25 protein-coding genes are annotated in these 22541 nt (G+C 67.8%); all 25 read right to left on the bottom strand.

What is annotated here, in order from left to right; all coding sequences use genetic code 11:
- Window positions 1-33: 33 nt before the first annotated feature.
- Window positions 34-1506: an SCO6880 family protein gene (locus tag QM572_RS01130; RefSeq protein ID WP_415089133.1), complete on the bottom strand. Its 1473-nt coding sequence runs from the start codon at window positions 1504-1506 to the stop codon at window positions 34-36.
- A complete protein-coding gene (locus tag QM572_RS01125) occupies window positions 1503-2825 on the bottom strand; it encodes a conjugal transfer protein TrbL (RefSeq protein WP_415089131.1) in 1323 nt (440 codons plus the stop codon). Before QM572_RS01125 ends, QM572_RS01130 begins: the two co-directional genes overlap by 4 nt.
- Before the next feature lie 30 nt (window positions 2826-2855).
- Complete coding sequence (locus tag QM572_RS01120) at window positions 2856-3188, bottom strand: DUF6112 family protein (protein WP_415089129.1); 333 nt, start codon at window positions 3186-3188, stop codon at window positions 2856-2858.
- A 67-nt stretch (window positions 3189-3255) separates the two neighbouring features.
- Window positions 3256-3969 (bottom strand): DUF6349 family protein, encoded by a 714-nt coding sequence (locus QM572_RS01115; protein WP_415089127.1) that lies wholly within the window; start codon window positions 3967-3969, stop codon window positions 3256-3258.
- A 59-nt stretch (window positions 3970-4028) separates the two neighbouring features.
- A complete protein-coding gene (locus QM572_RS01110; RefSeq protein WP_415089125.1) occupies window positions 4029-4328 on the bottom strand; it encodes a DUF6112 family protein in 300 nt (99 codons plus the stop codon).
- A gap of 16 nt (window positions 4329-4344) precedes the next feature.
- Window positions 4345-5331, bottom strand: a complete 987-nt coding sequence (locus QM572_RS01105) for a C40 family peptidase (protein WP_415089123.1) — start codon at window positions 5329-5331, stop codon at window positions 4345-4347.
- Between the two features lie 129 nt (window positions 5332-5460).
- Window positions 5461-5931, bottom strand: a complete 471-nt coding sequence (locus QM572_RS01100; RefSeq protein WP_415089121.1) for a cell wall protein — start codon at window positions 5929-5931, stop codon at window positions 5461-5463.
- A 263-nt stretch (window positions 5932-6194) separates the two neighbouring features.
- On the bottom strand, window positions 6195-7229 hold the full coding sequence (locus QM572_RS01095) for a ParB N-terminal domain-containing protein (protein WP_415089119.1): 1035 nt from the start codon (window positions 7227-7229) through the stop codon (window positions 6195-6197).
- Window positions 7222-8070: a serine/arginine repetitive matrix protein 2 gene (locus QM572_RS01090; protein ID WP_415089117.1), complete on the bottom strand. Its 849-nt coding sequence runs from the start codon at window positions 8068-8070 to the stop codon at window positions 7222-7224. Before QM572_RS01090 ends, QM572_RS01095 begins: the two co-directional genes overlap by 8 nt.
- Window positions 8067-8450: a hypothetical protein gene (locus QM572_RS01085; protein ID WP_415089115.1), complete on the bottom strand. Its 384-nt coding sequence runs from the start codon at window positions 8448-8450 to the stop codon at window positions 8067-8069. The genes QM572_RS01090 and QM572_RS01085 overlap by 4 nt, the downstream gene beginning before the upstream one ends.
- A complete protein-coding gene (locus QM572_RS01080) occupies window positions 8447-9076 on the bottom strand; it encodes a DUF2637 domain-containing protein (RefSeq protein WP_415089113.1) in 630 nt (209 codons plus the stop codon). The genes QM572_RS01085 and QM572_RS01080 overlap by 4 nt, the downstream gene beginning before the upstream one ends.
- An 11-nt stretch (window positions 9077-9087) precedes the next feature.
- Window positions 9088-9999 (bottom strand): bifunctional DNA primase/polymerase, encoded by a 912-nt coding sequence (locus QM572_RS01075; RefSeq protein WP_415089111.1) that lies wholly within the window; start codon window positions 9997-9999, stop codon window positions 9088-9090.
- 148 nt (window positions 10000-10147) lie between these two features.
- Window positions 10148-13288 carry a LysM peptidoglycan-binding domain-containing protein gene (locus tag QM572_RS01070; protein WP_415089109.1) on the bottom strand — a complete coding sequence of 1047 codons (3141 nt, stop codon included), beginning with the start codon at window positions 13286-13288 and terminating at the stop codon, window positions 10148-10150.
- Window positions 13285-13713, bottom strand: a complete 429-nt coding sequence (locus tag QM572_RS01065) for a TadE/TadG family type IV pilus assembly protein (protein ID WP_415089107.1) — start codon at window positions 13711-13713, stop codon at window positions 13285-13287. The genes QM572_RS01070 and QM572_RS01065 overlap by 4 nt, the downstream gene beginning before the upstream one ends.
- On the bottom strand, window positions 13710-14138 hold the full coding sequence (locus tag QM572_RS01060; RefSeq protein WP_415089105.1) for a TadE/TadG family type IV pilus assembly protein: 429 nt from the start codon (window positions 14136-14138) through the stop codon (window positions 13710-13712). Before QM572_RS01060 ends, QM572_RS01065 begins: the two co-directional genes overlap by 4 nt.
- Window positions 14135-14572, bottom strand: coding sequence for a TadE/TadG family type IV pilus assembly protein (locus tag QM572_RS01055; protein WP_415089103.1), 438 nt, complete (start codon window positions 14570-14572; stop codon window positions 14135-14137). Before QM572_RS01055 ends, QM572_RS01060 begins: the two co-directional genes overlap by 4 nt.
- On the bottom strand, window positions 14541-14732 hold the full coding sequence (locus QM572_RS01050) for a hypothetical protein (protein WP_415089101.1): 192 nt from the start codon (window positions 14730-14732) through the stop codon (window positions 14541-14543). The genes QM572_RS01055 and QM572_RS01050 overlap by 32 nt, the downstream gene beginning before the upstream one ends.
- 61 nt (window positions 14733-14793) lie before the next feature.
- Window positions 14794-15699, bottom strand: coding sequence for a type II secretion system F family protein (locus QM572_RS01045; RefSeq protein WP_415089099.1), 906 nt, complete (start codon window positions 15697-15699; stop codon window positions 14794-14796).
- Entirely contained in the window at window positions 15696-16388 is a 693-nt protein-coding gene (locus QM572_RS01040) for a type II secretion system F family protein (RefSeq protein WP_415089097.1), read from the bottom strand. Before QM572_RS01040 ends, QM572_RS01045 begins: the two co-directional genes overlap by 4 nt.
- Window positions 16389-16555: 167 nt before the next feature.
- Window positions 16556-18049: a CpaF family protein gene (locus QM572_RS01035; protein ID WP_415089095.1), complete on the bottom strand. Its 1494-nt coding sequence runs from the start codon at window positions 18047-18049 to the stop codon at window positions 16556-16558.
- A complete protein-coding gene (locus QM572_RS01030) occupies window positions 18046-18810 on the bottom strand; it encodes a hypothetical protein (RefSeq protein ID WP_415089093.1) in 765 nt (254 codons plus the stop codon). The genes QM572_RS01035 and QM572_RS01030 overlap by 4 nt, the downstream gene beginning before the upstream one ends.
- Before the next feature lies 1 nt (window position 18811).
- Window positions 18812-19294 (bottom strand): SAF domain-containing protein, encoded by a 483-nt coding sequence (locus tag QM572_RS01025; protein WP_415089091.1) that lies wholly within the window; start codon window positions 19292-19294, stop codon window positions 18812-18814.
- Window positions 19295-19513: 219 nt separating this feature from the next.
- Window positions 19514-20473: a hypothetical protein gene (locus tag QM572_RS01020; protein WP_415089089.1), complete on the bottom strand. Its 960-nt coding sequence runs from the start codon at window positions 20471-20473 to the stop codon at window positions 19514-19516.
- Entirely contained in the window at window positions 20458-21039 is a 582-nt protein-coding gene (locus QM572_RS01015; protein WP_415089087.1) for a hypothetical protein, read from the bottom strand. Before QM572_RS01015 ends, QM572_RS01020 begins: the two co-directional genes overlap by 16 nt.
- Window positions 21040-21485: 446 nt before the next feature.
- Window positions 21486-22460: an aldose epimerase family protein gene (locus QM572_RS01010; RefSeq protein ID WP_415089085.1), complete on the bottom strand. Its 975-nt coding sequence runs from the start codon at window positions 22458-22460 to the stop codon at window positions 21486-21488.
- Between the last annotated feature and the right edge of the window lie 81 nt (window positions 22461-22541).

Raw genomic sequence — 22541 nt, 5'->3', positions numbered from 1 at the left:
AGGTGTGCTGGGACTCCCGGCACACTCAGCGGGTCACACGCCTCGACACAGCGGGAGAGCGGCCGTGGCGAAGGCTTGCGCCTGTTGGCCCCAGAGGCGCCGGGTCTCGCAGGAGGCTTGGATGGCTGCCTGCTCGATAGCGGCGACTGCCTGCTCCAGCTCCTCGGTGGTGGTGGCGCTGACGGTGATGAATCCGGTGGCGCGCAGAACGCCGTGGCCGGCGGTGAGGTCAGCCTCCTGACGCAGCACGTCGTGGTACTCGGCGTCCTGCTGGGCGTCCTCTATCTGACCCATTCGCTGTCGCTGGGCAGCATCGGAGACGTGCTCGGTCTTCCGCTTGCGAATGTCGCGGGCCGCGTGGTCTGCCCGCATCGGGGTGTAGAGCAGCGTAAACGTGCGGCGTACGCCCGAGGAGAGCAGCACTGAGGACAGGAAGCCTGGGTGGACCAGCGAGCGCGGCCATTCGCTGATCCACAGCACACAGTGGTGGGCCGAGTCGCTGCGCAGATGACTCCACGACTCGGTGACGGCGACAGGTCCGGCGGTGGCCAGGTCGCGGCCGAGCTCACCGTGCCGCTCCAGAGCGGCAGCGATCTCAGGGTCGTAGGCGGATCGCAGAATGACGGCGAGGTCGCCGGGCTCCAGCCACGTCGAAGGCGCGAGATCGGCGGCGCGAAGTGCGGCGGTGACGGTGGTCATCTCCTGCCGTAGGACAGCGGCGGCTCCGCGCATCCCGCCACCGGCTGCGCGGATGGCGCGTGTGGCGTTCTTCATGTCCAGGGCGATGGAGACGGTGCTGGCGTGACGTTCACCGGCCGGCCCGGCACGCTCGATGAGCTCGCCGTAGGTAGTGGAGGCCCAGGAGCCGTCGTGCTGACCATGACGTTGCCACCACTCCGCGAGCCCCTTTCCGGAGTCGGGCAGCGTTCGCTCCATCATCTGCATTGAGGCGATCCGTCCTGAGCGACAGGCGGTGGCCAGCACTCGTGACCAGCTCGTGACCCGGCGTTCCTGCTCGATGGGGTCGAGAAGGACGAACGCCGGGTGGGTGACCGACACCAAGGCCGTGAGCGTTGCGGTGTGGGCGTCGTGGACCATCACCGCTCCTGTCTCGACGTCGAGCCACTGACGTAGCCGAGCCGCGTCACCAGGCAAGGCAAGCACCCCGGCCGGCCGAGGTTTGAGGATGCGGCGGCGGTAGATGAGTTGGCCCCCGGATGATCGCCACATCCAGCGGATGAAGATCGGAAGCCATTCGACCAGCTTGCGTCCACCGACGCCGACCCACGCCAGCGCTGCGCACAGGATCAGGAGCGGGGCCACGTAGGCGAGGACGATGCCGCCACCGAGGTAGAGCGAGAGGACCAGCACGGCAGCACCGATGCCAACAACGACGAGTTGCGGTCCCGACAGCCCGAGCAGCACGCCGCGCTTGGAGAGCCGAGAGAACTTCACCGGCGTCAGCTCGGCTTCACGTCCGACGCTCTGGGAAGCGGGCGCGCTCACTTCTTCTCACTCCGAGACTTCACCGAAGGGGTCGGATCGGCAACGTGCGGCACCATCGGTGCCGGTGGTGGTGGACTCCCCGCTGCTTGGCTGGCACCGTCAGCATGGCCCTCGGCGCTCGCCTTCACCTGCGAGCCGATGCGAGGGCCAGCGGTCGCCGCCTCCTTTGCTACGACCGCGCCGGCAAGGACGCCGCCCCCCGCGCCGGCAGCGGCCCCTCCTGCTGCCGAGGAAGTTCCGCCCGAGGCCGCAGCGCCTGTGCCGGGGCCTGACGACCCAGGTGACGGTGAAGCGGGCGAAGGGGATGGAGTCGGCGAAGAGCCGGACCCGCCGTTGCCGCTTGTTCCGTCGAGCACCTTCTTCGGCTCTTCGCCGTTCCGCCGGGTGGTCGGGACCGGGAGCGGTCGGTTGAGTGCGGCCTTGGTCTCCTGCTCCATGCTCATCGAGTGGTACATGTCGAAGCCCATGAACGAGATCGCCTTGTAGGCCATGTAAGGGGCGAAGGCTGCGATCAACATGAGTACGACTCCGGCGATGGGCTCGCTGACTGACTGCAGGTCGGCGTCGATGGGAGCTGAGACCTGGGCAGTGGCGAGCAGGAAGATCACCACCACGACGACCTTCGACAGGATCAGCGCGAGGACGAAGGAGATCCATTTACTGATCCAGCCGCGGGTGTGGTCCCACGTCGCTCCCGCAAGTGCCACGGGTGCGAAGACGATGGCGATGAGAATCAGCGCCTTGCGGACGAGCAAACTGATCCACACCATGACCGCACCGCCGATGGCTAGGCCGGCGATGAAGATGGTGATGACGGCGCCGACGCCGGGCGCTGCGATGTTGAGGGTGGCGAGTCCGCTGGCCAGCAGGGCGATGCGTCCGCCCATGTCCGTCATGTTGGTGCCGGCGGCTTGGACGATGCCGATGCAGATCTGGTCGGTGATCTCCAGTGCGGCGGCGAGCAGGGTGAGTGCCACGAACGAGCCGAGGATCGACTTCGCCAGCCCGAGAAGCGCGCGAGACAGCGCGGCAGGTTCGCGGCGGACCATTCCGCCGATGACTTGGAGCAAAAAGAAACCGACCATGACGAACGCGGCGATCCCGAACAGGATGTCGTACACACGCACGAACTGCGGGCTGGTGATGTCGACCATCGTGGTGGAGTCGAAGACCTTCCACATCGCCTCGAACATCCATCCGGCGGCACCGCCCATCGCGTGCGCCAGCCAGTCAAACGGTGCCGTTACCAGGCTCGCCGCGGCATCGCCGGCTGTATGGCAGACCCCGGAGATGACAGGTACTTTGCATACGTCGACCATTGTCGTGTCCTCGTTCCTGGCAGCCCGAGCTCAGACGGACTGGCCGACGTTCCAGAAGAAGTTCACCAGCGCCACGGCAGCACCCGTGATGATCGCGGCGCCCAGGGCGATGAGGACGCCGGTCTTGCCACGCCCGGCCAGGTGCGGGTTGCTGCTGTTGGCTCCGAGCGCCCAGACGATCGCGGAGACGATGAGCGCGAGCACGGCGAGGACGAGTCCGACGGTCATGGAGGCACCGACGATGGTGCGGAGCTGACTGATGCCGGGAAGTCCGTTGGAGTTCGGGGAGATGTTGATGTCGGCCGGGAGCACGGCGACGACGCCAGTCGAGAGAGTTGAGAGCGGGTGAGCGAGCGTGAGCATGGTGGTCTCCTGATCCAGCGCGGATGGGCGGTTGCATTGGTCAGGTGCTCGCGCTTGCCCGACCGGCTCAGTCGCCGATTCCCGGACCCGCCGGTGGAGCGGGGGTGCGTCTCACCTCGGGGGTCGGTCGCGCGCGCCGCGCCCGAGTCGTCGGCTTGGCCGCCGGGACCAGCCGGTCGGGGTCGACGGCTGTGTGGGAGAGGTCGTAGCCGGCCCACGGTGATCGTCCGGGGACATGCCGGTGTCCCATCGTGGGTCGCTCGGTGATGATCGGAGCCCCTGGAAACCGCATGTGGTCGGGGTAGTGCTCCTCGACCCATTCCCGGGCTCGTTGGGTTGGCCTCATGCTGTTGTCGACGATCCTGATGTGGGCTGGGACGATCGGCAGGTCCCGCCAGCCGGGAATGGCGTGGTCGTGCCACGCTTCGACTGCGACGTTCTCGCCGGTGGTGATGGTGTGCCACTCGCAGGGTTCGCAGACCGGGTGGTAGAGGTGGTCGCCGATGCACTCGCAGTTGACGTGCCGGTGGGAGTCGGTGAGGCAGCGCAAATCGGCGTTGAACATGTCGAAGCCGTGGGCACCGACTTGGACCCCTCCGGGCACCGCGGCGGCACGGTGCCACATGTGACTCAGGCTGTAGGCGCCGAGCACTCCGCTGTTGAGGAACTGCCAGTGGGCGAATGCGACGTCGAGCTCGGCCGGCGAGTAGTAGTCGGTCGTGAAGTGCAGCGGTGCGCCGGTCCAGGGTAGGGCGGCCTCGATCTCAGCCTCGCGGAGCATGCCTTCGATGTCGAAGGCAAACTGCCCATCGACTTCGGTGGCAGCTCGGCCCCCTCGACTCATAGTGTCGCGCCCAGGTGTAGGAGCCAGTTGGCCCAGGCCAGCGCACCGCCGGTCAAGACTGCGCCGCCAAGGGCGACGAACAGGCCGGCCTTCGCCTTCGCGGTGGCTTGCCAGCTACCGGAGGAGGACGCGATGGCCCAGGTGGCGGCGCACACGACGATCATCAGCACCGAGACCAGCAAGCCGTAGGTCAGCAGTGCGCCGATGATTGAGCGGAGTTGGCTCGAGCCGCTAACGGCACCGAAGTCGGGACCCACCGACGTGGCGAGAACGGGGGCAGTGAGCAAGCCGGTCATGTGGAGCAGGTGCCCATCACTGACCGAGGCGGCGCACGGTCATGATCTGGCCTGCGAACTCGGAGATGGTGCCGTAGCGGACGTTCTCACCGGTGCGTGGGGCTTGGAGGATCTTGCCGTCGCCGGTGTAGATGGCGACGTGGTGAGGCGCCGATGCACCGGGCTCGGTGAAGAAGATCAGGTCGCCAGGCTGCTTGTCGTCCCACGCGACCGCCTGACCGTAGGTCATCTGTGCGCCGGAGTAATGCGGGAGCCGCAGCTTGCCGCCGGAGGCTTGGTAGGCGGCGTAGAGCACCAGGCCGGAGCAGTCGAAGCCCGGCCCGCGGCCGTCGGAGCCGACGCCAGATGGGCCGGTGTAGGTGCCGCCGCCCCAGACGTAGGGCTTACCGATCTGCGTCTGCGCAGCCGCGATCAGTGCGCCCGCGAAGCCAGGCGGCAACTGGACGCCCGAGCCCGGGTTCTGGTCGCCGCAGGAGCCCGACGAGCTGCTGGTGGCGAGTGCGTTGAGGATGGCCTCGGCGACTGGCTCGTAGGCCGCGTACCTGTCGGGGTAGGCCGAGACCTCGACTGCTTGGGCTGCGGCGCCCTTGGGCAGAAGCTTCCAGTCGGTGATGTCGAGCAGGCCACGAGGCGAGCCGTGGTTGGGTCCGGTCGGCCCACCGTAGAACGCTTCGGCGTCGTACTCGGCATCCATGAGGTTCGCCACCGAGCCCCAGGCGGTGCTGGGTCGCATCTGGAACAGTCCGAGCGAGTCATGGTCAGAGCCGTCGCCGTCGTTGGGGTAGTTCGCCGAGTCGGGGTAGGCGGCTTCGTTCGACAGCAGGTGAAGGCTCGACTCGGTGAGCGCGGCCATCAGTGCGATCACGATGCCGTCGCGGCCGACGCCGTTGGTCCCTGCGCCGACACTGACCACCGTGGCCGCGCGGGTCAGCTGGGCCCGGTCGAGCGTGACGCTCTGCCCGTCGGCGATCCTCGCGGTCAGCGTCGTAGGGGTCACGCCCACGACCGGACTCGAAGGCAGACACTCAGCCTGGGCAGCAGGATTCATCAGCACACCGAGAGCGAGCAACACGCACGCTGGCCCGGCGAAAGTCGCTAGCAGTGCGGAGCCGACAGCAACCTTGAACATCGCTCAGTCCAGTGGGTCGTCGAGGACCGAGAGCCGCAGCAGATGGCACTCGGGGTAGGACGGGCCGCAGACGATGAACATGGTGAACGCGACATCGTGTTCGCTTGCGACCGGCGCCCCTTCCCACGTGCCAGAGCGGTGGCGCACGCCGTGGATCGTGAAGGCGGTCGTGCCGGGCAGGAGCGCGCTCCCGGCCTGGGCTTCGGCCTCGGCCCACTTCGAGGGCGTGGCGATCGAGTTGATGGTGAGCCACTGCTTCGTCTCGTACTGCGCCAGATCGAGCCAGGCGTCGTCAGTCGGGAGGTAGCCCTCCAGATCGGACAGCAGGCCGGCGGTCGACTCCCCGGTCGGATCACCGACCTTGACGAGCTGCTCGATGTGGTCGTCGCGTCCGACCATCGTCGTGGTGTCCCACGAGAAGAGAGCCTGCGCGACGTCGCGGGAGAACGCCTCGGGGTCGTCGGTCTTGCGCAATGGCGCCAGCGTGAGAGCGACAGCGGTGGAATCAGTCGTAGCCCGCGGATCGGAGGCCGCTGATGGTTCGCCCGGCGCGGTGTCCGTCGCGTGATTCCGATGCACCAACACGACGTAGGTGACGGAGGCGATCAGAAGCAAGACAGTTGCGACTCCCGCGACGATGAAGCGGCGTCGGCGAAGATCATCGGTAGTGGGCAAGAGCATGAAGACCCCTCGGCGCAGGAAGTGCGGACAGCAGGCAGGTACGCGGGAGGCTCCGGTCAGGCCGAGGCTGGCATCTGTCGCAGCTCACGAACGGAGGCCGCGAAGTCCGTGGTCTCGGCCAGCACCCGTTCGAACATCTCCCAATCGCTGTCCTTGACTTGGGCTGCGACCTCTGATGCCTCGTAGTGGCGCGACCAGCCGTCGAGGTCGCTCCAGGTCAAGAGGAAGGCGCGCAGCGACCGTGAGGTCGTGGTGCTCTTCTGCTTGGCGCGAGGTCGGCCACCGCCCCGGGCGCGGTCCTGCTGGGCGCGCTCGTCTGCCTCCTCCAGGAGTTGTTCGAGATCTTCGGCCGTTGGCGAGGATCCCGCAGGGAAGTCAGTCCCAGCCAGTTCGACCGCTGCCTTGACACGGTGGAAAGCCGGCGACACGTCCGCGCCGTTCTCAATCTTCTTCAACTCGGTGGCTGCCAGCTCGCGGACAAGCAGCGGTAGGTCAGGATCTTCACTGGCGCGCTTGACGGCGTTGGTCTGCTCCAGCCGCTGGAACGACAGCTTCCCGGTCAGAATCTTCGATGCTTGTTCGCGGGTCTTACCCTTTCGGCGCACTGGTGGTGAGGAGTCCTCACCACTAGTGACTTCCCCCGCGGGACCCGGTGGTGAGGAGTCCTCACCACCGTTCACCTCTCCCGAAGCGCATGCCCCGCCGAAGCGCGATTCCTCCTGGCGTCGCGTGGCGTCCTCAGTCAGCACCCGGGACAGTTCCTCGAAGAGGGCTGCCTCCTCCAACGGCGTCAGTGGTTTGTGCTGTTCGTTCTCGTCCTGCTGCGCAAGGATGCGCGACAGCTCGTCGGAGAGCCCAGAGCGGACCCATACCTTCAAGGTGCGCCAGCCCAACCGCTTGACCGCTTCTAGCCGACGGCGGCCACAGACGAGCACACCGTCCGGGGTGATCGTGATGGGCTGCAGAAGCCCGTGCTCGTCGATGGAGCGCATCAGCGCGTCGATGTCGCCGAGGTCATGGCGGTGCCGGAATCCGATCACGATCGAATCGAGGGTGCGCGCCAGCTCGATGTGCCCGCTCTGCTCAGACATGCGCGCCTCCGGCGACCACAGCATCAGCGACCGAGACGATGCCTCGGGTGATCTCCGGCATGTCGAGGACGTCCTCGACGTCATAGCCGATGAGCAGAAGCAACAGGACGCCCCGTCCCGCGTTCGTCTTAGCGCGATCGGGGTTCTGGTTGCCGAGAACCGTGCGAAGGATCACCAGCCATATGCGCTGGTCGATATCGAGCAGCGCCAGGGGGTGGCGGTCTCGTCGTAGGGCTTCGAACGCTCCCTGCCGGTCCTCGGAGCGAGCGAGGCGGTTGCAGATGTATTCCACACCGCTGCGCGCGATCTCCTGCGGCCAGCCGAGCTCGACGAATACCTCCACGGTGCCGTCAAGGGCGAAGAAGGCGTTCGTCGGCTCGTCGTCATCGTCGTGTCCGTCTTCGAGCGCTGCGCCGAGGCCGGTCTGGAACGCAGGGTGGTAGTCGATGAGGGCAACGTCGCGTTCGCTGAACCGCTCAGCGTCGTGGCGGACCGAGACCTGCGCGCGGCGTGCTTGATGGGTGGAGCAGAGGAGGCCGTTGGCTCGTTCCTCCGCGACCAAGGTGACGTGGACCGCGCGGGTGACCACGGCCCACGGGTCGTGGGCGTTGCGGGCCGACTGGGTTCGCATGACCTCGAACGCTGCGACCGCAGCGTCCTCGGGGTCCAGGTGGTGCTTGCGCGCCAGTGCGCCGTACTTGTCCATCGCGTAGCGCATCAACTCGGCCGCCTCGGGGTCTTGGCGCCAGCTCTGAGGACCGGCGTGGTCGAGTCGCTGCAGGATTGCGCGCAGTCCTTCGGGCTCGGCGAACGGTGGCCGAGCCATCCCGCCGCGCTTCACAGTCGCATCCCTTGGTCGCTGATCGTGGGTGCGGCATGCTCAGGGCGGCCGATCGCATTGCGCGTGATCCGGCGACGGACCTGCCATGCGGCCTGGGCAGGAGTTCGCCGCGCTCGGCGAGCGAGCTCGGCTTCGAGGTCGATGCCGCGTCGCAACATCGGCGAGCCGAGTGCCGTGGGCAACTCGGACGGGCGAATCCACGCGATGCTCCGTTGACCCTTCTGGGCGGCCTCACCTCGACTCAGGTCGGCTCGCTCGGCTGCACGCGAGGGGTCGCGGTGAGTGGCGAGCGCTGAGTGCTCGGGTGCCGTTGTCTCGGGCGGTTTCTGCTCGTCGAGCGTTCGATCGGTCCGACGCTCGTAGGCGCGGTGCTGGTTCATCTCTGCTCCTTGCTTGGGATGGCTGCGGTTGCCGTGGTGCTCGCGTCGATGGGTGCCAGCCAGCGGCCGACAGTCGAGGGGTGGACGCCCAGGTGGCGGGCGATGGCGCGGTTGCTCATCCCGTCAAGTCGCAGTTGCTCCGCTTCGGCGCGTTGGTCGACTGGACCTGTGTCGACTGAGATGGCATCCGACGGGGCAGGCGAACCGCTCACGTCTGGCTCGCGCGCAACATCAGCGTTGCGCGTCAGATGCACCGTCAGATGGGTGATGGCCAGGAGCACCACGGGCGGCACCGACGCAACAGAGGCGGCAACAAGCGCGGGCACGTCTGCGTCGGCGGCGATCACCGCGTGCAATGCGTTTGCCGCGACCGAGACGGCCGCGCCAGACGCGAGCAGGGACCACGGGTACCACGTCGCGTGCGGGTCTGACGACGAGGACAGCGCCACGACGGCAACAGTGGCGACCACGATGATGCCGTCCACGATGAGGGGCCATACCCATGCCCGACTCGGTGCGATGCCGGATCGTCGAGCGAGATCGGTCAGCGATGTGAAAGACAACCAGAACGCGCCTGCTGCGATCACGACGGTGCCGGCGATAGCGGTCGCAACGACCGGACTCATCGACCTCGTTCTCACGGCCCCTCCACCTCCATCGGCGCGAGCCCAGAAGCCGGGCCTCGCTGGAGGCGCGGAGCGGTGGTGCGGTACGCCGACCGGATCGTGGTCTCTGCTTCACGGTCGGAGAGTCCGGCAGCCCGAGCGGCGTCGCCGAGCACAGCTAGTGAGGCGCCGAGGTCGTGGCCGTCCTCGACCATGCGGCACGCGGCCCAGAAGAGGCCCTGATTGCGGGCTCCCTCGGGGCGAGTCGACACCCAGGTGGCCAGCCGGTCCGGCGTGGAGCGAGCCGCGGTCGAGGGCAGCAGCCGGAGCGATGGAGCGGGGCGTGCGGGGTCGAGGAACTGACGCAGCGCCGCCGTGTCGATGGAAGTGGGCCGGTGGTCGGAGATCGACACGACTCGGTACTCGCCGACAGCTCCGCCTGGCTGCGTCACCCGCGACGGCGGCAGTACGACATAGCCGCCGTCGGCGCGGCAGTCGACGTGTCGACGGGGAACCTGCCAGCAGCGTTGCGAGACCCCAGGCTTCGAGGGATAGCAGGCATGTAGGCCACCCGACGGCGTACGGACCATCGACGCCCAGCCGTCCACGAGTCCGGCCGAGCGGGCGCTCTCGAAGGCATCGAATCCACTGCCCGAGGCGTGAACATCCACGTCCACGACGACGATGCCGGACGGTGCGCCAGTGGGCATCGCCAGGTTGGCCTGCGGCCAGCGCCGCCACCAGTTCCTCACGCGGCTGGCGTCAGTCGAAGCATCTAGGAAGCCCCGTCGAGTCAGGGGCTCCTTGCCCAGCGAAACGCACGGAAAGACCGGCACCCCAGCCCGCGCAAGGCGCAGCGCGGCGGTGCCCGCATCGGGTGCCGCGGTGAGATCAGCGAGCAGGGTCGCCGACCACGCCGGAAGGTCTCGCGTCGAGCTGTTCATGTGCCCGACGCTGGCCTCAGAGGGTTACCGGATGGGTTCCCCCAAAGGGTGTTCCCCCTGGGTTCCCTCGCGGGGGAACCACCTACCGGAGTCGGCGTTTCCGCAGGTCAGCAGGGGGTTCCCTAAGAAGTCGTAGGAAGTTTTCGGGCTATCCCTTGCGGGGTGTCGGAGCGGGGCGGTTTCCGCTCGGCTGGGAGTCGGGCCGCGAGCGCTTGCTCGTCATGTCTTGGGTCCGTGGCGACAGTTCGACGGGTCCGAGGTCGTCGTCGCTGCGGTTGTAGATCTGGTCATTGAGGAGCTTCTCGGCCAATTCCTCGTGCCCCTCGGCGGAGGCTACGGCCACGAGGTCGAGGTTGGTGATCTCGTCGTATGGCGCAGCGTGGTGGGCGACCTCTGCTGCTTCGCGCGCCATCGCCAGCTCTCCCTCGGCGAGTGCATGGGTGGTCACGATGTGGGCGACGTCCACGATGGCGCAGGTGAAGATGTGGTCGATCCGGTCGCCCTCCAGGACCCAGGCCCAGCCGTTGTTTCGCAGCTGTCCGAATGGCTGGCCTGTGACCAATCTCAGGGCGGTCACGAGGTCGTTGATGCCGGCTGCGCCGCGCGCCTGTCCTCGAGCCCGGAGACGCCGGAACAGGTCAGCGTCGAGCAGTACGTCGTCGACTTGATAGAAGTACCCGCCCCGCTGCCTCGCGGCCCGGGACTCGTCCGCTTTCGGGAGATGCGGCCCGCTGGTGTGAGGGTTCGTGCCGAGCCAGGAGCGCAGCGCGTTCATGTCGACTCGGGCTCGCTTGGGCGTGATGACGAAGGCGTCGGCGACCTGGCCGGAGGTCACCCCGTCGGGATGGAGGGCAAGAAACGCCAGCATCTCGGTGTAGAAGGGCTTGCGGCCGGCAATGTCCGTCGCATCCCCGTACGCACGCCCACGCACCGGACCCAAGACGCTGATGCGTGGGAGTCGGCAGTCGGGGTCGAACCACCACGCGACTTCCTGATCCAAGGTCGGGTCAGCGTCCTCGACAGCAGCGCGAGTTGTCTCGGGCACGACAGGTGCGAGCGTCTCGACATCTTCGGACGTGGTCGCCGCGACATCGGCGTACTCGCTGGTCGGCCGAGGGAGCAACGCTGTGCCGCCTGCCGGTCCCGTTGGCCGAGACTCGACGAGCTCGTCACGCAGCGCGCCAGCCTTGTCGACCAGCTTGTCTCGGCCAGTAGCCGCCTCATCCACAGGAACCGGGGCGAGAGTGGAGTCGCGGGTGACGTCGAGGATCGCTGCGCACGTTGACGCTTCCTCGTCGCTCAGGCCCGCTGCCGCCACTGTGATGCCGAGAATGGGGATAGTGAGCCGGGCGGACACGTCCACATTCAGTGCCAGAGACTTCTCGGTGAGATGGTCACCGACGGTGACCACAGTGATGCCGCGAGCGGCGTGGGCGGCGTTGGCCGAGGTGACGGCGTGCGCAGCATCGGTGTCTGCGTAGGTGTGCTCAAGCAGGAGGGCGCGGCGTCGCTCTGGGGCAAGGCCGGGGATGCCGGATTGGGCAAGGTCTGCCGTGATCTTGTCGAGGAGGCGCGTGTCGACGTGATGGTGGAGCCGGTGCGGGTCAATGTCCACGAGCGTGGGTGAGAATCCAAACGTGTCGATGTCGACCTCGGCAGACCACGGGTTGAGTGCCAGTTCGGCCGCCAGGTAGCGGAGGAAGTCTTCGCCGCCAATGACATCACCCGTGACGACGACATGCGCTGCGTGACCCAGGTTCAGGAACCAGATCCTTCCACCGTCGTCCTGTCCGACGGCGACCAGCAGCGGGTACGGCGGGGGGCTCTGCTCGCTTGGCTCGCCGCTGCTGCTTTGGAGCGAAGCGATGCGAGTTCGGCCAGTTCCGGTCCACGGCTCCGGCAGGATCGCATCTGCATTGGCCTCGGCCAGATGGAGCGTTGCCTCGGTAGCGGAGAGAGCGACGGCGACCACCTGGGGCAGGGCGTGAGGGCTGTCGCTCATCTGGCGCAGAGCGTGGTCCAGCATCTCGATGCGCGTGGCCATCGAGGACCCTTCGACGTGGAGGGTCTTCTCCAGGTTGTTGAGTGGCGCGGGTGGCGGTACGACGATGTGGCCGGGCTTCCGGTAGCGCAGTTGGGTGCGTTGACGCCGACGCAGTGCGGTGAGGAGTCCGGCGGCAAGGACTGCGCCAGCACCGGTCAGACCCGGGATGAGCCAGCCGGGAGTGGCGGACCCTTTGTCGTGGGTGGCCTCGTGCGTGGTTGAGGGGACGGGGTCGGCTGAGCTGCTCGCGCTCGATGTCGGCTCGGTCGTGGGCGTTCGTGTCTCGGTTGGTGTCTGCGTGGGCGGAGTCACGGATACGGGCGGTGTCACCTCGTGTGGCGGCTTCTGCGGAGTGTCTGCCTTGTGCTTTGCGCCGGGGATCGTGATGTCCCAGCCGGGCCGAATCAGGTTCGGATCGTTCAGGTGCTCGCCGTCGGGCTGCACGGTGTGGCGCGAGGCCGCGAACAGTTCCGGGTAGAGGCCCGGGTTGCCGAGCTTGGCCCCGGCGATCTCGGAGAGAGTGTCGCCAGGCTCGACGATGTAGTCCTCGGCCGTCCGGTCGGACTCGTGCTCAGTCGCCTCGTACGGGACCTTGAGGACCGTGCCGGAGACAATGAAGTCGGGCCGGCCGTCGAGGACGTTCTGATTCAGATCCACGATCTCGGGGAATCGCGCCCCATCGCCGAGCAGTCGGTCGGCGATCTTCCACAGGCTGTCCCCGTGCTTCACGGTGTAGTCGATCGTCGCCTTGTGGTTCGTCGGGGCGTCGGCCGCTGCTGGGACGGGCGCAGAGGACGAGGGGACGGGAGCAGGGTGAGCCTGCGGGGCGCTGAGGACAGGGGCAACCACCGAGCCCTCGGCGGGCGGAGTCGGGAAGGCAACCATCACGGTGGGGGCCGCGACGAAGAGCAGGGCCGCGACGGTCACGAGCTGACCTACGGCGCGTTGAGGCATGCCGAGTCCGGGAAGAGTCGGCGCCGGCAGCCCGCGGACACGCGAGACCGCCTCGACGAGGACCGAGACGACGATGACGGCCCAGGCGATCCACGCTGCGGCGGCGATGACGACCATCGCAAGGGTGCCGTCGTCGGGGCTGGTGAGCAGTGCGCGGGTGTGGTCGAGCTGGGCGTCCCACGGGGCGGCGCCGATGGCGACGAGCACGACCGGGATGCCGCCCACCAGGAGCACGAGCGTGAGTGCTGCCCCGAGTCCTTGGAGTCGTTGCGCGAGGGTGGGCTGGGTCATTGTTCGCTCCCTCCGAGGGTGCGGATCAGTCGTGCCGAGGCGCTACTGGTGACGGTCAGGTTGCCGACGCCGATGATGCTGAGGAACTTCGGTTCGTAGACGTCGGTGACGTCGACCGTGATCGTGTTGCCGCCGGTGACGGTCACGGTGCCGGTGACGCCCGAGGCTGCGAGGTAGTCCTCGGCTGCCTTCTTGGCGGCGGTGGTGTCGACAGCGAGGTACTGGCCCTCGATAGCTGGCGCGGCCTGTACTTGCTCGCCGCCGGTGCGGGCGGCTTCGGCGGCGATGTCGTGGGCGCGCTCCTTGGCCTGGACCTGTCCGCCGAGGTCGACGGCCAGTCCGACGAGGACGATCATCACGAAGCTCGCGGTGACCATCCAGATGCTGATGGAGCCGCGCTCGTCCCGTGTGCGGCGCGTGCTCACCGTTCCCTCCAGGTGTCCAGCGGCGAGCTGACGGTGGCTTTGATGAGGCGGCTGCCTGAAACGCCCGGCACAGACAGGTCCGAGAGGTCGAGGAGGCACTCGACGGTGGCTGTCACCGCGCCCGGCGTGCCGACGGGCAGGGAGAAGGCGGAGTCGTCGATGTCGACGGTGACGGTCAGGCAGTGGATGTGCTGGTTGGCGAGGCTGGCCTCGGCCGCGGTCTTCGCGTCGCTCGATGCCTCGGCGGCGTCACGGGCGATCGAGGCGGAGCGGGCAGCGTCGGCTGCGGCTGACTCGACGGCTCCGTGGGTCATCGCCGTTCGTCCGCCGAAGATGATGAGCCCGACGAACAGGATGAAGGCGGGTACGCCAACGACGGCTTCGACAGCCGCCGAGCCCCGCTCGTCCCTCCGCTGGCCGGTCATGGTGCGGTGAGTCTCTCGACGGGCAACGTTGCCGACTGGACGATCGTCGGGCTCCAGCCGGGGATCACGCTGAGGCTGTGGCCGGTCACCGTGACGGTGACCGTGGTCGCGGTGCGGTCCGCGGTCGCGCTGGCGCCGGCCAGCACGTCGTCGCCGCCGGCATCGGCGACGAACGACGACGCGGCCGTGGCACCGTCGGAGTCCTTGCCGTTCTCGCCTCCGGCGACCTTCGCCCCCTCCTGTGCGGCGGCGATCGCCACTGTGCGGGCGTGGTAGAACAGCGCCGCCTGCATGCCGAGGAACATCACGGCGAACAAGGCGGGCAGCAGAATGACCATCTCGATCGAGACCGCGCCGCGCTCACCACGTCGGCGGCAGTGCAGCTGTCTCGGTCGACGATGGCTACTTGATGTTGCCGGCCTGCGAGGTGACATACGCCTTGATCGCCGCGACGACGATCCCCACGAAGACAATGACGGCCACAGCCCACAAGACGTTCTCGATCGTGACGGAGCCGCGCTCTGAGCGCGCGCGGCGGAGCCTGCTATCGAGGCTCAGATGGACGGTGATTAGGAGTGCGAGCAGTCGAGTCATTCTGGTGTTTCCTCTCCTGGACGGGTGTCCCTTCCTCGGGTCTGAGTGGGGTGTCTGGTTGTTAGGTGTTGCTGAACATCCGCAGCAACGACGGGGCGACGAGCAGCGCCAAGAAGATGACGCCGAGCAGGGAACCGGGGATGGTCATGCGCTCGCCAACCGCGTTTGCTTCGGCGATCTCGTCGTTCAGCATCGCCGTACGCATCGCAGCTGAGCGGGCGCGAAGGTTTGCGTACACGGAGGCGCCCTCCTCGCCCGAGAGCCGCATGATGTCGGCGAAGTCGTCCAGTTCAGGCAGGCCGAGTTCCTCGGCAAGCGCGTGGAGGGCGTCCCACGGTGGTTGGCCCGACCAGCGTGATCGGGTCAGCTCTTCGGAGAGCCGGGTGAAGACCCAGGAGTCGCCGACCTCAGCGGCCGCCTCCATCGCCTGGCGTACGCCGGAGCCGTTGAGGCGTTCGGTGGCGACGAATTCGAGATAGGCCACGAGTGCGCGGGCGAACTCCAGCCTGCCCCTCTTGGCGTCGTCGACGGCGTTGTAGTTGGGCAGGAAGAACATCACCACGGCCAGTCCGATGGAGGCGAAGGCTGGAATGGCGATGGGGAACCCGAGGCCGATCTGGTTGAAGAAGAACGCCAGCAGCGGCGGGATTACCAGGCCGAGGCCGGCCATGACGATCTTGTCGCCGTAGAACTTCGCCTGCGGAATGCGCAGCAGCGCCAGCTCGCGGGTCGGGGTCCTGATCCAGATGGCTGGCGGTAGGGCCTCGATCGCCCAGACCCCGATGCGTTCCTTGCCCTTCGCCGTCGTGACCGGACCAACAGCGTCGGCTCGCCCCCGGGTTGGGGTGAGTCGTGAGAGTGCTTCGGCCAGGTCCGGTTCGGCGGGCATGAGTCGGGCGATGAGCAGCACGATCCCCAAGCCCAGAAGGCCCCCGCCGAGCAGCGCGAGTTGGAGTCCGGTCGTCATGCCGCACCGCCTTCACTCGGTGATCCGGGGACGGACGCGAGGAACCGCGGCATCGGCCGCCCAATCGCCATGCGCTTCATCCAGACCAGCGTGGCGACGTAGGCCGCCAGCAGCCCGACGAGGACGACCTGACCGAGCGGGCTCTGATAGGGCTTCACGTACGTCCCCGAGATGGCGAGGATCACGAGCACTCCGACGCTGATGAGCGTCACCCACCGTGCTGTGGACCGGGGCTTGGCGCGGTCAGCTTCAACCTGACGCCGGGAGCGCACGTCGGCGGCAACGGACTCGGCCAGTCCCTCGAGGACGCTCGACAGTCCTGCGCCCCTCCTGCGGGCGCCGAGGATCAGGTTCGCGGCCACGAGGTCGCCGGTGGCGTCGTTCAGCTCGTCGGCGAACGCCCGCAACGCGTCCTCGGTGACCCACCGTGCCCGCAACCGCGCGACCAGTCGGGTCACCTCGGGAGCAATGGCGGCAGGGGTGGAACGGAGCGTGGCGACCAGTGCCTGCTCCAGGCCGACGCCGACGGTCAGCACGCCGGACAGCGAGCGGGTCCATTCCTCCATCGCTTCTAGACGCGCGATGCGCTGGGCGGCCGAGGAGGAGGAGAGTAGGACGGGCAGACCGACGAACGCGGTAGGGACGACGAGAAGGGCGAGCACCCACCCGGTGATCAGGAACGCGACCACGCCAACAGCGAAACCGGCGAACAGCAGTCGCCGAGCTTGCGTCGAGAGCTTCGGCAACCGTCGTGGCCGAGAGGGACGCTCGATGACCGGGGAAGGGCGGAGCCCGAGCCCGAGCGCGATCACGCCGCCGACAACGAGAGCGCCCGCGATAGCGGGGACCAGGAGGATCACGCCCGCACCTCCTTCTGCGCCAGGTAGCCGTTGAGGTCGAACCCGTGCCGTGCCAGCGCACGATACGAGTCGGGCAATACGGCGGGCACGGCGGTGCCGGCTAGGTCGTGGGGGTCGGGGGCGAAGACGTGCGTGGTGGCGTAGCCGGTCTCGCGCTCACCGGGGTCGAGGGCGATGATCTCGGCCACCCGACGTTGCCGGACGCTCCTCCCGCTCTGGCTCGTGGTCTTCAGGTCCAGGTGAACGATCACGTCGATCGTCGCCGCGAGCTTGGAGGTCGCGAGCGCGTGGGTAACGTGAGGGCCGGCTTCCATCGCACAGGTCACGAGCTTGCGGATCGCGGCGACAGCGTCGGAGGCGTGGGTGGTGGAGATGGAGCCTGTCCCACTCTCCATCGCTTTGATCATCGCCCAGATCTCCTTCCCTCGGACTTCGCCGACGATCTGACGGGAGAGGTTGAACCGGAAGGAGTCGACCAGCGCCTCATCGAGCGTGAACTCGCCCGCGGCTTTGCCGTCGGGTCCGCGTTCGCCGGAGCCGGGTCGGGCTTCCCAGGGGTGGACGATCCGGTGCCGGTCTCGCAGCTCGTGCAGGTGCAGCTCGTACTCGCTCTCGAAGGTCCCGATTGCTTCCAGCGGGTCGATCTCGGCACACAGCGCCCGGACCAGGGTCGTCTTGCCAGCGCCTTGTGACCCGGAGACCACGATGGATTTGCGCGACCGCACCGCCGCTCGCAGGAACGACGCGGCCACGGGAGTGAGCATCTGGCGTTCGACGAGGTCATCGAGGGTGACCTCCATCAGCCGGTGACGCCGGATCACCACCGACGGTCGCGGGGTCACCCACGCGGCAGCAGCCAGACGCGAGCCGCCGCCGAGGCGCAGATGCAGACGCGGTTGGGCTTCGGAGAACCCGCGGGCGTTGACCTCGGACCTGGAGGCGAGGAAGACCAGGAAGTCGATCAGCTCCTCATCGGAGTCGGCGACTGGCGGCCCGTCGGTGAGGGAGCCGTCGGTCAGCTCCAACAGCACGTTGTCGTGTCCGGTGATGATGATGTTCTCTAGCCGGTCGTCATCCACGAGAGGCTGAAGTCGCCCGAGCCGGAACAGCGAGTCGAAGACCGCCCGGGCGAGCGCGTCCTGGTCGGCTGGCGACATCGCGGTCGAGCCCGCGTTCACGCGGTCGGCGACGGTGGACTCGATGAGGTCGAGCACGATCGTCCTGCCGAGCTCCTCTTGGGAGATCTTGTCGAGCCGGCCTCGGTCGGCGGCGACAGCTTGGCTGAGTTGCTCGGACGCTTGCGCCCGCAGGGCAGAGACCAGCGACCAGTCCACGTTGCTGCCGATAGGTCCGCTGCTCACGGTCGTCAGTTGCAGCGTGGCCATCGGATGGGGACTGCTCCGCTGGTCGGTGGGCGTTGGAGGCGACTTGCTGAACAGCGGCAACCCCGCGAGCGGTGCCTTGCGCTCCTCGGAGCGCTCGGTCGTCATGACCGGGCTCCTTCGAGCAGCTCGGTACGGCGCCGGCTGATGGTCGAGTGGATCGACGCAACCGCTGCGTTCAGGCTGCGCACCAGCGGCCCGGACTCGAACCGCTTCGGCTTGTCGGAGCCCCGGTAGAAGACCTCGGCCGATGCTGGATCGGCGGCTAGCGTGGCGACCACTGGCAGTCCGGCTACGCCGGCGACATCGCTTGCCTCATAAGGCTGCCCGGGGCCGACAAGCAGAAGTCCTGACTGGTGCCAGTCGAGAGCGGGGCGCTGGAAGGCGTCGGCCCACGACCGCATCGCGGAGATCGCCGGAAGCGACGTACGGCTGACGAGCAGGGCCAGGTCGGCCGCATCGAGCAGAGGGGTCGGTGATCCGTTCAGTCCGAGCCGACCGGCGTCGACGATGACGTCCTGCCCGGTCGCCTCAAGCTCGCCGAGGGTCTCGGCCAGCGGTGCCCATAGATCGCGCAGTGCGCTGGCCTGGGTGTGGGAGCGGGTGCCGGGGACGAAGGAGACCGTCGTGCCGTCGATCTTCTGAACCACGTCGGTGAGCGCGTCGCTGCGGTTGCTCGTGGTCAGCGCCAGCTCGATCAGGCCGGGGTCGTCGCGCGTCCCGCGGAAGTAGCCCGCGAGCAGCCCTGAGCCACCCGTCGGGTCGGCTTCGACAAGTAGGACCGGTCTTGGCCACAACAGCGCCAGCCCAAGGGTCGACGTTGTCACGCCCGGCGACCCGGACGCGGAGGCGAGGGCGATGATCGCCATGTCAGTTCTCCCGCGAGTCCAAGACGATGGCGACGTTCCCGGTTGCCACCCGCTCGGCCAGCACAGCCGCATCGGCATGATCGACGAGCAGATCCACCACGGTGTTGCCCGAGGTCTCGTCGGTGTGGACTCCGACCACGGTCGCATCGTTGAACAGCGGCGCGCCCGCTGGGATGTCCGCGCCCTGCCCGGGCGTGACAACGACACGGACGTGGTCACCGCTGTTCAGTGCCAGCCCCGGTGACTGTGCCGGCGTGAGCGAGACCCCGACGACCGACTGGCCGTCACCGGGAACGATGGTCGAGGTGAAGGACTCCGGGGTCAGCATCCCGCCGGCCGCGATGTCCAGGGAGGCATGCTTGCCGACGACCTCGTCGAACTCCGAGCCCAGCACCGGGTGGAGAGCGGGATCGGCGCTGAGGCGTATCCGCTCCAGGTCGGAAGCCTTGATCACCGAGCCACGAGAGATGGTGTCGCGCGCCACCAGCACCTCCTGGGTGTCGGTCGTGGCCTTCCACGCCCATCCGGCGAGCAGCGCGCCGAGGCAGATCGCCGCGACCGCTGCCGCGATGAGCGCAGGCCGCCGGCGCAGCTTCGGTGGAGGCACGAGGGCGGTCGGCGTTGGACCCTCCTGATGAAGAGTCCTCTCGTCTCGGGTGGCTGTACTCATACCTATGCCTCTCGCCCTCGTCCCAGGTGCCCGTTACCGCACGAGCACCTGCGCTTCCCCGACCGCGATCTGCACTGATCGCGACAGTCCGTTGAGCCGGATGACTCCGTTCTGCCCGGCCCCCTCCCAGGTGATCACCCAGTCCGATGTGGCGGTGACCGTGTACTTCCCGCCCGGCTCGTGCGAGCTGGACTTCATGTAGACGTAGCCGCAGTCCGGGGACTTCTTGTTGCCGTACGACGCCTTGTACGGCGTGCCTGCGGTCGTGCAGTTCACGGTCGAGCCGTCGCCCATGTCCCAGGTGATCTTGTTGACCTTTGCCGTTGCGGTGATCGTGATGCCACCTGCCGTGGCGGAAGCCGTTGCGGGTCCGAAGGTGTGTGCGTCGGGACCCACGTCCCACAGCCAGATCGGCATCCCGACCAGTCCGATGCTGTTGGTGCTCGGCTCGGGCGTGATGCCGATGTCGATGGCGCGTAGGTCCATCTGCTTGATCGCCAACTCGGCCACGTCGCGCGGTGTCGGCCCTGCTCCCGAGTTCGCCGGTGGGTCCTGCCCCCAGAGCATGACCAGAGACCCGGTCTGAGGTTGGTAGCAGTTGTAGACCGCCCCGTCCCCCGGCTGATGGCCCTTCCAGCTCGGGTCGCCGGCGGGCGGTTGAGGATCGACCGGGGCGATATAGCACTCGTAGTCGTTCGACCAGTAGCCCGCGTCGCTGGTGCACGGAACAGGCCCCGGAGCGGGCTTGCTGATTGCCTGCGCCGTCCCGTCCCAGTAACAGGATGCGCCGCTTCCGGTGTCGGTCGGCTTGTCGCCGTTCGCTTCTCCCGGACTCGTAGGGGCGTCCGGCGTTTCAACCGAGATCTGGCAGGCACCCGTCGCGGGGTCCGTCTTCTGGCACGTGGTTGTCGCGTGAGCGGGCTGGTCCCCAACCGCCAGCAGGCAGGAGGCGACTACGAGCGCTGACGCGATCGGCGTCATGATTCGGCGCACGGGGATCTCTTCAGGTCTTCGCTAGTGGCTACGCGCCACCCGCTGGCCGGGTCCGCTTCATAGTGGTAGTTCGCGACGGTCAGTCGCGTCCAGCCGACGTCCGGCCGGCTGGAGGCCACTACCGACTTGCCGTTGGCATCAATGACGTCGACGTTAGAGACGTCCCAGCAAACGTCGATCTGCACCGTGGGCACATTGCCTGCGCCGGGGTCAGCGTTGTCGAGATCAACCGACTGGACCTGAAGATGAGCAATCTTGGTCTCGCCTGTCTGTGTTTCCCTCTTCTCGCGCGCCTCGCGCACGAGCGACTTCAGCGAAGACAGCTCGACACTCGTGGCCACCGGCGCTAGTTCGTCCAGGGAGACGTTCGGGTCTTGGCGAGTTAGGTCGATCGCCTTGTAGTACCTCTCGACGAGTTCGGACGCTGCCTGTGAAGCAGCCTCGCTATCGGAGGAGGGCGTGGGCGCGCTGGTCAATGCGGTGGGAGTCGACGAACTCGTCCCTGAGTCCGGACTCGTCGTCGGACGACCTTCGTCGGAGGCGCAGGCAGCCATGGCGACCGCCACCAGTGCAGCGGACGCTAGCGCAAGGAATCGTGGTGCGTACGTCATGGCCGAGATCCATTCCGCCCTTGCGACGCGGTGTCGCGAGGATCGCATGCAACGTCCCGCCGGCGGGCCGACGAGGTCGTCGCACTTGAATCGTACGACTGATTTCGGTTGATGAACCGAGCAATTTCCATGAGCTTCTCCGATCGCTTCGATCGCACTCGTCGTTTCGGTCACCAGGTATGCCTCGCTGACCGTCGCCGCAGCGGCGCCCCTCCATCTGTGGGCCGACCCCCGATCCCGACTTACACGTCATGCAGAACGAGATGGGCTCCGTGGCCGGGGCTTATGGACAACTCGGCCGGACCTGGGGCTCTTGCCCGGCACGGACACCTTCAAGCCAAGGAAGTCTGCGGCGATGACCGTTTCGCCCGGCGCCGAATCGCATCGCGTGCGCCGAGAATCTACGAGGTGGTCTCCACGCTCCATTCCGTCAGCGACTGGAAGGTCTCGCCGGGGCGCAGCACGGTCGAGGGGAAGTCGGGCCGGTTGGGCGAGTCGGGGAAGTGCTGGGTCTCCAGGCACAGGCCAGACCGGCGCTCCAGCGGGACGCCGCCCTTGCCGACGACCGAGCCGTCGAGGAAGTCGCCGGAGTAGAACTGGACGCCAGGCTCGGTCGTCCGGATCCTCAGGCGGCGCCCGGTGCAGGGGTCGTCCAGCACGGCCGCGGTCCGCACCGGGCCGGCGCCGCTCAGCATCCAGGTGTGGTCGTAGCGCACCTCGGAGCCGATCGCGACCGGTTCGCGCAGGTCGTACGGCGCAGCGACGGGCGCCGGTGCGCCGGCGAGCGGGATCGCGGAGGGGTCGACCGGGAGCCAGGAGTCCGCGTCGATCCGGATTCGGTGGTCGGCGATCGAGCGGGTCGGCCTCCCGTGGAGGTTGAAGTAGGCGTGATTCGTCAGATTCACCACCGTGGCGGCATCGGTCGTCGCACCGAGCTCCTGGCGTACGACGGCGCCCTCGACGCTGAACCTCGCCGTGACGCTCAACCGGCCCGGGAACCCCATGTCGCCCGCCGGCGACTCGAGGTGGAAGGTCACCGAGCAGTCGTCGCGCTCGCCGACCGACCACTCGCGCCGGAAGAACCCCTCGGGGCCGCCGTGCAGGGCGGTCGAGCCGTCGTTGAGCGGGATCCGGTGTGTGACGCCGTCGAGCTCGAACCGCCCGCCCGCGATCCGGTTGGCGAAGCGGCCGACGGTCGCGCCCAGGAAGGGATGCTCGCCGCGGTAGTCCGCGTCGTCGTCGAAGCCGAGCACGATGTCGTCCCAGTGGCCGTCGCGATCGGGCACCTCGAGCCCGCGCATCGTGGCCGCCCAGGGCAGCAGGGTGAGACGGAGCTGGGGAGTGGTGAGCGCGATCGCTTCGCGCACGCAGGGCATGCCCGGATCCAAGCAAGCACCGCTCGGCTTGGCAAGCGCTCACATTCGAGAGGAGAACTCTGCACGGGGGAGTCCCGCGGA

Source organism: Nocardioides sp., assembly GCF_047607365.1.
In the GTDB taxonomy this organism is placed as follows: Bacteria; Actinomycetota; Actinomycetes; order Propionibacteriales; family Nocardioidaceae; genus Nocardioides.
Note: the sequence above shows the minus strand (reverse complement) of the source record. Positions and strands in the feature narration are given on the sequence as shown.

Bases quoted from the DNA above. Each gene is read 5' to 3' on its own strand.
- QM572_RS01125 (WP_415089131.1), bottom strand. From the start codon at position 2,825: ATGGTCGACGTATGCAAAGTACCTGTCATCTCCGGGGTCTGCCATACA.
- QM572_RS01120 (WP_415089129.1), bottom strand. From the start codon at position 3,188: ATGCTCACGCTCGCTCACCCGCTCTCAACTCTCTCGACTGGCGTCGTC.
- QM572_RS01115 (WP_415089127.1), bottom strand. From the start codon at position 3,969: ATGCTCCGCGAGGCTGAGATCGAGGCCGCCCTACCCTGGACCGGCGCA.
- QM572_RS01110 (WP_415089125.1), bottom strand. From the start codon at position 4,328: ATGACCGGCTTGCTCACTGCCCCCGTTCTCGCCACGTCGGTGGGTCCC.
- QM572_RS01095 (WP_415089119.1), bottom strand. From the start codon at position 7,229: ATGTCTGAGCAGAGCGGGCACATCGAGCTGGCGCGCACCCTCGATTCG.
- QM572_RS01085 (WP_415089115.1), bottom strand. From the start codon at position 8,450: ATGAACCAGCACCGCGCCTACGAGCGTCGGACCGATCGAACGCTCGAC.
- QM572_RS01080 (WP_415089113.1), bottom strand. From the start codon at position 9,076: ATGAGTCCGGTCGTTGCGACCGCTATCGCCGGCACCGTCGTGATCGCA.
- QM572_RS01075 (WP_415089111.1), bottom strand. From the start codon at position 9,999: ATGAACAGCTCGACGCGAGACCTTCCGGCGTGGTCGGCGACCCTGCTC.
- QM572_RS01070 (WP_415089109.1), bottom strand. From the start codon at position 13,288: ATGACCCAGCCCACCCTCGCGCAACGACTCCAAGGACTCGGGGCAGCA.
- QM572_RS01060 (WP_415089105.1), bottom strand. From the start codon at position 14,138: ATGACCGGCCAGCGGAGGGACGAGCGGGGCTCGGCGGCTGTCGAAGCC.
- QM572_RS01055 (WP_415089103.1), bottom strand. From the start codon at position 14,572: ATGTCACCTCGCAGGCCGGCAACATCAAGTAGCCATCGTCGACCGAGA.
- QM572_RS01050 (WP_415089101.1), bottom strand. From the start codon at position 14,732: ATGACTCGACTGCTCGCACTCCTAATCACCGTCCATCTGAGCCTCGAT.
- QM572_RS01045 (WP_415089099.1), bottom strand. From the start codon at position 15,699: ATGACGACCGGACTCCAACTCGCGCTGCTCGGCGGGGGCCTTCTGGGC.
- QM572_RS01035 (WP_415089095.1), bottom strand. From the start codon at position 18,049: ATGACGACCGAGCGCTCCGAGGAGCGCAAGGCACCGCTCGCGGGGTTG.
- QM572_RS01030 (WP_415089093.1), bottom strand. From the start codon at position 18,810: ATGGCGATCATCGCCCTCGCCTCCGCGTCCGGGTCGCCGGGCGTGACA.
- QM572_RS01010 (WP_415089085.1), bottom strand. From the start codon at position 22,460: ATGCCCTGCGTGCGCGAAGCGATCGCGCTCACCACTCCCCAGCTCCGT.